The organism is Modestobacter sp. SYSU DS0511 (assembly GCF_054050755.1).
In genome coordinates, this window is the sequence record NZ_JBJGZY010000065.1 from 1 (window position 1) to 7,624 (window position 7,624).

8 protein-coding genes are annotated in these 7,624 nt (G+C 76.2%); 2 read left to right on the plus strand and 6 right to left on the minus strand.

What is annotated here, in order from left to right; genetic code table 11:
* Positions 1 to 161: 161 nt before the first annotated feature.
* From ACI783_RS19505 to sigE, 4 genes are all read right to left on the minus strand, one after another.
* Entirely contained in the window at positions 162 to 557 is a 396-nt protein-coding gene (locus tag ACI783_RS19505; protein ID WP_457141990.1) for a twin-arginine translocase TatA/TatE family subunit, read from the minus strand.
* A 117-nt stretch (positions 558 to 674) separates the two neighbouring features.
* Complete coding sequence (locus ACI783_RS19510) at positions 675 to 2,138, minus strand: S1C family serine protease (RefSeq protein ID WP_457141991.1); 1,464 nt, start codon at positions 2,136 to 2,138, stop codon at positions 675 to 677.
* A 137-nt stretch (positions 2,139 to 2,275) separates the two neighbouring features.
* Positions 2,276 to 2,866 carry an anti-sigma factor family protein gene (locus tag ACI783_RS19515; RefSeq protein WP_457085179.1) on the minus strand — a complete coding sequence of 197 codons (591 nt, stop codon included), beginning with the start codon at positions 2,864 to 2,866 and terminating at the stop codon, positions 2,276 to 2,278.
* Positions 2,863 to 3,462, minus strand: coding sequence for an RNA polymerase sigma factor SigE (sigE, locus tag ACI783_RS19520; protein WP_457141992.1), 600 nt, complete (start codon positions 3,460 to 3,462; stop codon positions 2,863 to 2,865). The genes ACI783_RS19515 and sigE overlap by 4 nt, the downstream gene beginning before the upstream one ends.
* A gap of 213 nt (positions 3,463 to 3,675) precedes the next feature.
* Between sigE and ACI783_RS19525 the strand changes: the two genes are divergently transcribed.
* Entirely contained in the window at positions 3,676 to 4,353 is a 678-nt protein-coding gene (locus ACI783_RS19525) for an O-methyltransferase (RefSeq protein ID WP_457141993.1), read from the plus strand.
* Between the two features lie 51 nt (positions 4,354 to 4,404).
* Here ACI783_RS19525 and ACI783_RS19530 read toward each other — a convergent pair whose 3' ends face one another.
* Together ACI783_RS19530 and glgC are read right to left on the minus strand one after the other, a co-directional pair.
* Entirely contained in the window at positions 4,405 to 4,890 is a 486-nt protein-coding gene (locus ACI783_RS19530) for a 2'-5' RNA ligase family protein (RefSeq protein ID WP_457141994.1), read from the minus strand.
* An 83-nt stretch (positions 4,891 to 4,973) separates the two neighbouring features.
* Positions 4,974 to 6,194 carry a glucose-1-phosphate adenylyltransferase gene (gene glgC, locus ACI783_RS19535; protein WP_457141995.1) on the minus strand — a complete coding sequence of 407 codons (1,221 nt, stop codon included), beginning with the start codon at positions 6,192 to 6,194 and terminating at the stop codon, positions 4,974 to 4,976.
* A 71-nt stretch (positions 6,195 to 6,265) separates the two neighbouring features.
* Here glgC and glgA point away from each other — a divergent pair, with 71 nt between their 5' ends.
* Positions 6,266 to 7,438, plus strand: a complete 1,173-nt coding sequence (gene glgA / locus ACI783_RS19540; RefSeq protein ID WP_457141996.1) for a glycogen synthase — start codon at positions 6,266 to 6,268, stop codon at positions 7,436 to 7,438.
* The last annotated feature ends 186 nt before the right edge of the window (positions 7,439 to 7,624 follow it).

Consider the following 7,624-nt stretch of genomic DNA (forward strand, 5'->3'; position numbering starts at 1 on the left):
CCCCCCCCCCCCCCCCCCCCCCCCCCCCCCCCCCCCCCCCCCCCCCCCCCCCCCCCCCCCCCCCCCCCCCCCCCCCCCCCCCCCCACGACTGTCCGCGGGACAGGTGGCGGCCGGCGGAGTCCCCTCCTCAACAGCCGAAGTGCCCAGGTCTGCCCGCGTGTCAGGTGGCGTCGGAGTCGAACGGCGGCGGGACGGAGGAGTCCCGGCTGCGGCCGACCTGGGAGGGGCGGGTGGCGCCGGCCGCCGCGGCGGCGGCGAGGCCGGTGCTGCCGGTGGCGCTCCCCCGTTGCGCGACGGGCTCGTCGTCGTCGGCGAGCAGTTGTTGCCGGATGAACGTCTTGGGGTGGTACTGGCGCAGGTCGATGTCGCGCAGGGAGTCGAAGTCGTCGCCCAGGCTGTCGTGCAGCTGGCCGCGCATCCCGGTGAGCGCCGAACGGGCCTTCTTCAACCCGCTGGCCGCGTCCTTGGCCAGCCCGGGCAGCCGCTCGGGGCCGAAGATGAACAGCGCGGCCAGCGCCAGGACGATGATCTCGCCCCAGCCGATCGAGTCGAACACCGTTCCTCCTCGCTGACCGACCGCGCGCCGCGGCCGTGTCCAGCGTAGGTGCGCCAGCTGTCAGCCAGTCGAGCGCCGCCTGAACGATCGGTGTCCGGCCGCCCGGGACGGGGCGGGTCAGGCTGCGGCGAGCGTGGCCTGCAGCTCCCGCGAGCTGCCGCCGCGGACCACCTCGACGGTGATCGTGTCGCCGGGCTCGTGGGCGTCGACGGCGACGACGAGCTCCTCGGAGCTGCCCACCGGCTCGCCGTCCACGGCGATGACGACGTCCTGCTCCTCGATACCTGCCTCGGCGGCGGGACCGCCCGGCTCGACGTTCACCACCAGCGCACCGTCGCGGGTGCCGTCGGTGACGGAGCGGGCGTTCACCCCGAGCGTGGCGTGCACCGCCGACCCGGTGGTGATCAGCTGCTCGGCGATGTCGCGCACGGTGTCCATCGGGATGGCGAAGCCGAGGCCGATCGACCCGCCGGTGGTGCCGTTGCCGCCGACGGCGGCGATCGCGGTGTTGATGCCGATCACCGCGCCGCTGGCGTCGACCAGCGCGCCACCGGAGTTGCCCGGGTTGATCGGGGCGTCGGTCTGCACGGCGCTGATGACCGCGTTGGTGTCGCTGCCCTCACCGGACAGCCGGACCGGGCGGTCCAGCGCGCTGACGATGCCGCTGGTCACCGTGCCGGCCAGCCCCAGCGGGGAGCCGATCGCGACGACCGCGTCGCCGACGACGACCTCGTCGGAGCTGCCCAGCGCCGCGGCGACCAGGCCGGGCTTCTCCACCTTGAGGACGGCGAGGTCGCTGGCCGGGTCGCGGCCGACGATCCGGGCCGGTGACCCGCTGCCGTCGCTGAACACCGCGCGGATCTCCGCGTCGTCGGCGTCGGCGGCGCCGGAGACCACGTGGTTGTTGGTGACGATGTAGCCCTCGTCGGCGTCGACGACCACGCCGGAGCCGGTGGCCCCGGCGTTGGCCAGCCGGACCTCGACCGACACGACCGCGGGGATGACCCGGGCGGCGATGTCGGAGATCGACCCGGGCTCCCGGCTGACGCCGGGTGAGACCTGGGAGAGCTGGGTGCCCGGGGACAGCAGCGGCTGCTCGTCGACGCTGCGGCCCAGCCACCAGGCGGTGGTGCCGCCGACCATGCCGACCAGGAGCAGGCCGAGCAGCGCCAGCACGGTGAGCCGCACCGACAGGTCGCGCAGCCGCACCTTGCGCCGGCCCTGGGCGTCGACCACCAGCGGGCCGGGCTGGTCGACCTCGGCGGGGTAGACGGCGGGGGCACCGAGGCCGGCGGGGGCGTGCGGGTCGCGCCACGGGTCGCTCTCCGCGTCCCGCTTCCAGAACGGGCCGGCCGCGGTGCGGCGCGGACCGGGTCGGCCGCCGGGCGGCTCACCGAGCCCACGGTCGCCGCCGCGCGGCGCGAAGGCCCGCAGCACGGCCTCCGGCGGCGGGGGCGGGGCCGGGGGTGGCGGGGCCTGCGGGCGGTCACCGGCGAACGAGCCGGTCACGTCGCCCGGCCGGCCGAAGGCGGCCTGCTGCGCCGGGGGCGGCGGAGGGGCGTCGGTCGGGGTGGGGGCCAACCGGGGGTGGTCGTCGGCGAACGCCCCGGCGGTGCCCTCCGGGCGCGCGTAGGCGGCGCGTTCCTCGGGCCGGTCGCCGGCGGGGACGTGCGGCGCACCGCCGGCACCGGGCCGGTCGGGACCGCCGGAGCTCTCGGTCAGGGCGTCCCGCCGGGAGGCAGCGAGGCGGTCGAGCCGACGGTGAGAGTGCGGACGACGGGCGGGACGACGTCGGTGCGCTCGGTGGGCACCACGTCGCGGACCTCACCGGCGAGCGACCCCGGCGGGGGCACCTGGCGGGTCGGGTCGTCGGTGGCGGGCAGCCCCGCGGCGAGCACCGCGACGCCCACGCCGAGCCCGGCCAGGGCACCGGTCATGCCGCGGCGCAGCCACCTGGCCGACCCGGAGCGGTCCGGCGGGCTGCTCGGGGTCAGCGGGATCGCCCAGGAGCCGCCCGACCCGGTGGCGGTCAGCCCTCCGCCGCCCGCGCTCAGGCCGCCGCCGCCGAGACCGCTCACCTCGGCGGTGAACGGGATGGCGTTCAGCCGGGAGAGCAGGTCACCGGGGACGGCCACGTCCTGGTCGCGCTGGAGGGCGGTCTTCGCCTCGCGCTGCGCGGCCACCGCCATCCGGCACTGCACACAGCCGGCCAGGTGCCGGGCGGCGCGGCCGGCGGCCCCACCGGACAGCTCGCCGTCCACGAGGGCGGCGATCGCCTCCTGGGCGAGGTGACTCTCGGGGATGCTCACGAGACCTCCTCGGCGGGCACCGGACGACGGGGGGCGAGGTGGGCGAGCGCCTCGCGCAGCTGCACGCGGCCGCGGTGGATGCGGGAGCGCACGGTGCCGAGCTTGATGCCCAGCGTCGCCGCGATCTCCTCGTAGGTCAGACCCTCGATGTCGCACAGGACGACGGCCACGCGGAACTCCGGCGACAGCGCGTCCAGCGCCGCCTGGATCTGCGGGTCGAGGTGGGTGTCGGCGTAGACCTGCTCGGGCGAGGGCGCCGAACCCGGCAGCCGCTCGGTGTCCTCGGGCAGCGCGTCGAAGCGGATCCGCTGCCGGCGCCGCACCATGTCCAGGAACAGGTTGGTGGTGATCCGGTGCAGCCAGCCCTCGAAGGTGCCCGGGGAGAAGTCGGCCAGCGAGCGGAACACCCGGACGAAGGTCTCCTGGGTGAGGTCCTCGGCGTCCTGCTGGTTGCCCGAGAGGCGGTAGGCCAGCCGGTAGACGCGGGCCGAGTGGTCCCGGACGACCTGCTCCCAGGTCGGCGCCACCCAGCCGTCGGCGGCGGGGACACCGCCCGCGGGCAGGGGGCCGCCGCTGGCGGCGTCCGGTGCGGTCACGCCCTCAGGATCGCAGACGGCCGGCACCGACACCTCCCCAGCGGGGGTGGGCCGGTCGGGGGCGGCGGACGGGCGGGCGGTACGCGAGAGACGCACGACCGGGTCAACGGCCGAACGGCACGGCGGTGTTCCCGCACGGCCGGACGCACAGGCTGCTGACAGGTTGCGCCCCCGGCCAGGCGCGGTCGCGCTCCCCGCCTCTACGCTCGAGCGGTGACCAGCGTCGGCGGACCGCCCTCTCCCGGAGCGTCCCCGACCAGCCCCGCGGACTTCGCCGACGGCTACGCAGCCGAGACCCCCGCCGTGGCCACCGCCCGGCACCGGGCGATGACGTCCGCGCTCGCGTTCGGCACCGCCGTGCCGGTCGAGCCGGCGGTCGGCGCCACGCTGGCCGTGCTCGCGGCCGGGATCGACGCCCGGTCGGTGGTGCTGCTGGGCAGCGGCGGTGGCGTGGCCGGGCTCTGGCTGCTGCAGGGCATGCGCCGGGACGGGGTCCTCACCGCGCTGGACGCCGACCCTGCCGAGGTCCGCGCCGCGCGGCGGGCCTACACCGACGCCGGGGTGCCGCAGGGACGCACCCGGCTGATCTTCGGCACGCCGGGCGAGGTGCTCCCCCGACTGTCCCCCGGCGCCTACGACCTGGTGGTCTGCACCGGCCCCCCGCTGGAGTGGTCCGGCCAGCTGCCCGGGCTCGTCGGCCTGCTGCACCGCGGGAGCTCGCTGGTCTGCCACGGGCTGCTCGCCGACGGCCGGATCGCCGACCGGGCCGCCCGAGACGAGCAGACCGTCGCCTGGCGGGAGGTGGCCCGCACGATCCGCGAGGACGAGGCGCTCACCAGCGCCGTCCTGCCCGTCGGCGCCGGCCTGCTGGTCGCCACCAAGCGCGACTGAGCCTGGCGCAGGCCCGCCCCCGGCCTGCGGCGGTGCGCGGCACGGGGTCCCTCAGCAGCTGAAGGGGAACTCGGAGTCCGGTTCCCAGGGGCCGCCGCGGTGGTGCCACAGGCCCAGGCCGCGGGCGCGGACCGCCTCGGGCGTGAACGCCGCCGCCAGGTGCGCGTGCAGTGCGCGGGCGATCGCCGGCTCCACCTTGTTCTGCACGGTGACGTGCGCCTTCAGCGGCTGCCGGTCCTGCCGGGTGAGCACCTCGTCGAACGCCGCGGTCAGCCAGCCGTGGAGGGCGGTGAGCTCCGGGGCCGCCAGGTCGTAGGCCACGCCGCGGCCGAGGATCCGCACCCCGGTGACCCGGACGTCGAAGGGCGGGCGCGCAGCCGCGTCGGCCAGCTCCCGGCGCACCTCGGCGAGCCGCTCACCCGGCAGTGCGTGGAACAGCGTCACGTGCGCGCCGAGGTGGTTGCGGTGGGCCGGGAAGTGCGCTGCCCGCAACCGGTCGAACCGCTGCTGCGCGCCGTCGTCCAGCAGCAGCGTCACGATCAGTGGTGAGCTGCTGGAACGGCCTCCCTCCCGGGGCCCGCGCTGAGCCCGCGAAGCGTGGGGAGGAGGGAGGTCCTTCATCAACCGATGGCGCGGGCACCCTTGCCGAGCACGGTGATCCCGCCGGCGCTCACGTGGTAGCGCTCGCGGTCGCGGTCCAGGTCGACGCCGATCCGCGCCCCGGGCGGGACGACGACGTTCTTGTCCAGGATCGCCCGGCGCACCACGGCGCCCTCGCCGACGTGCACGCCGTCCATCAGCACGCTGCCCTCGACCCGCGAGCCGCGCTCCAGCCGCACGCCCGGGGAGACCACCGAGCCGTGCACCGAGCCGCCGTCGATGATCACCCCGGCACTGACCATCGACTCCTCCGCGCGGCCGCCGAGCACGAACTTCGCCGGCGGCAGCATCGGGGGGAGGGTGTAGATCGGCCAGCGCTCGTTGTAGAGGTTGAAGATCGGGCTGACCGACACCAGGTCCATGTGCGAGTCGTAGTAGGCGTCCAGCGTTCCCACGTCGCGCCAGTAGCCGTGGTCGCGCTCGGTCTCCCCGGGCACGACGTTGCTGCTGAAGTCGTACACGTAGGCGTCCCCGGCGGCGGCCATCATCGGCATGATCGACCCGCCCATGTCGTGCACCGAGTTCTCGTCGGCGGCATCGACCCGCAGCGCCTCGAGCAGCGCGTCGGTGGTGAACACGTAGTTGCCCATCGAGGCGAAGGTCTCCTCCGGGCTGCCGGGCATCCCGGGCGGGTCGGCCGGCTTCTCCAGGAACTGGCGCACCTTGCCGTTCTCGTCGGCGTCGATGACACCGAAGGCGGTCGCCTCCTGGCGGGGCACCCGGAGGCCCGCGACGGTGACGCCGGCGCCGGTGGCCAGGTGCTGGTCGATCATCTGCGCCGGGTCCATCCGGTACACGTGGTCGGCACCGAAGACGACGACGATCTCGGGCCGGTCGTCGTAGATCAGGTTGAGGCTCTGGTAGATCGCGTCGGCGCTGCCGGTGTACCAGCGCGGGCCGAGCCGCTGCTGCGCCGGCACCGGGGTGATGTAGCTGCCCAGCAGCGTCGACATCCGCCACACCGTGGTGATGTGCCGGTCCAGCGAGTGGCTCTTGTACTGGGTGAGCACCGCGATCCGCCGGATGTCGGCGTTCACCAGGTTGGAGAGCACGAAGTCGATGAGCCGGTAGTTGCCCCCGAAGGGCACCGCGGGCTTCGCCCGGTCCTGGGTCAGCGGGGCGAGCCGCTTCCCCTCACCACCTGCCAGCACGATGCCGAGAACCCGAGGACCGCCACGCATGGACGGACCGTAACGGCTCCTCCGGGAGTTCGCCCCATCTACGGGGTCGCTCACCACCTAGGGTGAGCTGCGTGCGCGTCGGAGTGATCACCCGGGAATGGCCGCCGGACGTCTACGGAGGGGCCGGGGTGCACGTCGAGCACCTCGTCGCCGCGCTCCGCGGGCTCGAGCAGGGGCCGGAGCTCGACGTCCACTGCTTCGGTGGCCCGCGCGCGGACGCCACCGGCCACGGGGTGCCGGCCGGCCTGACGTCGGCCAACGGCGCGCTGCAGGCCGTCGGCACCGACGTGGAGATCGCCGCCGCCCTCGTCGACGCCGAGCTGGTGCACTCGCACACCTGGTACGCCAACCACGCCGGTCACCTGGCGCAGCTGGTGCACGGCAGCGCCCACGTCGTCACCGCCCACTCGCTGGAGCCGCGGCGGCCGTGGAAGGCCGACCAGCTCGGCGGTGGCTACCGGCTCTCCTCCTGGGTCGAGCGCACCGCCTACGACTCCGCCGACGCCGTCATCGCGGTCAGCCGGGGCATGCGGGCCGACGTGCTCGAGGTCTACCCCGACCTCGACCCGGCGAAGGTCGTCGTCGTGGGCAACGGGGTCGACGCCCAGGCCTACCGGCCGGTGCAGGCGCCCGACGTCGTCCGTTCGCTCGGGGTCGACCCGGACCGGCCGTACGCGCTGTTCGTCGGCCGCATCACCCGGCAGAAGGGGCTGATGCACCTGCTGGCCGCGGCCGAGCAGCTGCCGCCCGAGGCCGGGCTGGTGCTCTGCGCCGGCGCGCCGGACACCCCGGCCGAGCGGCAGCAGGTCGCCGACGCCGTCGCCGAGCTGCAGCGACGGCGCACCGGCGTGGTGTGGATCGAGCAGATGGTGCCGCGCGAGCAGCTGGTTCCGCTGATCACCGGGGCGACGGTCTTCGTCGTCCCCTCGGTCTACGAGCCGCTGGGCATCGTGAACCTGGAAGCCGCCGCCTGCGGCACCGCGGTCGTGGCCAGCGCCGTCGGCGGCATCCCGGAGGTGGTCGACGACGGCCGCACCGGGCTGCTGGTGCCCTACGACGCCGAGCGCCCGGCCGAGTTCGCCGCCGGGCTGGCGGCGCGGATGACCGAGCTGCTGGCCGCCCCCGACCGCGCGGCGGCGATGGGCCGCGCCGGCCGGGAGCGGGTGCTGGCCGAGTTCGGCTGGCCGGCGATCGCCGCGCAGACCCTCGCGGTCTACGAGGACGTGCTCCGCGCCCGCGGCTGAGCCGCGGGGCGTCCTGGCTCACCGTGGGGGGGGGGGGGGGGGGGGGGGGGGGGGGGGGGGGGGGGCGGCGGCGGGGGGGGGGGGGGGGGGGGGGGGGGGGGGGGGGGGGGGGGGGGGGGGGGGGGGGGGGGGGGGGGGGGGGGGGGGGGGGGGGGGGGGGGGGGGGGGGGGGGGGGCGGGGCGTGG

What these genes read in the sequence shown, in the direction of transcription:
- glgC (WP_457141995.1), bottom strand. Translation starts at nt 6,194, where the DNA reads ATGCGTGGCGGTCCTCGGGTTCTCGGCATCGTGCTGGCAGGTGGTGAG.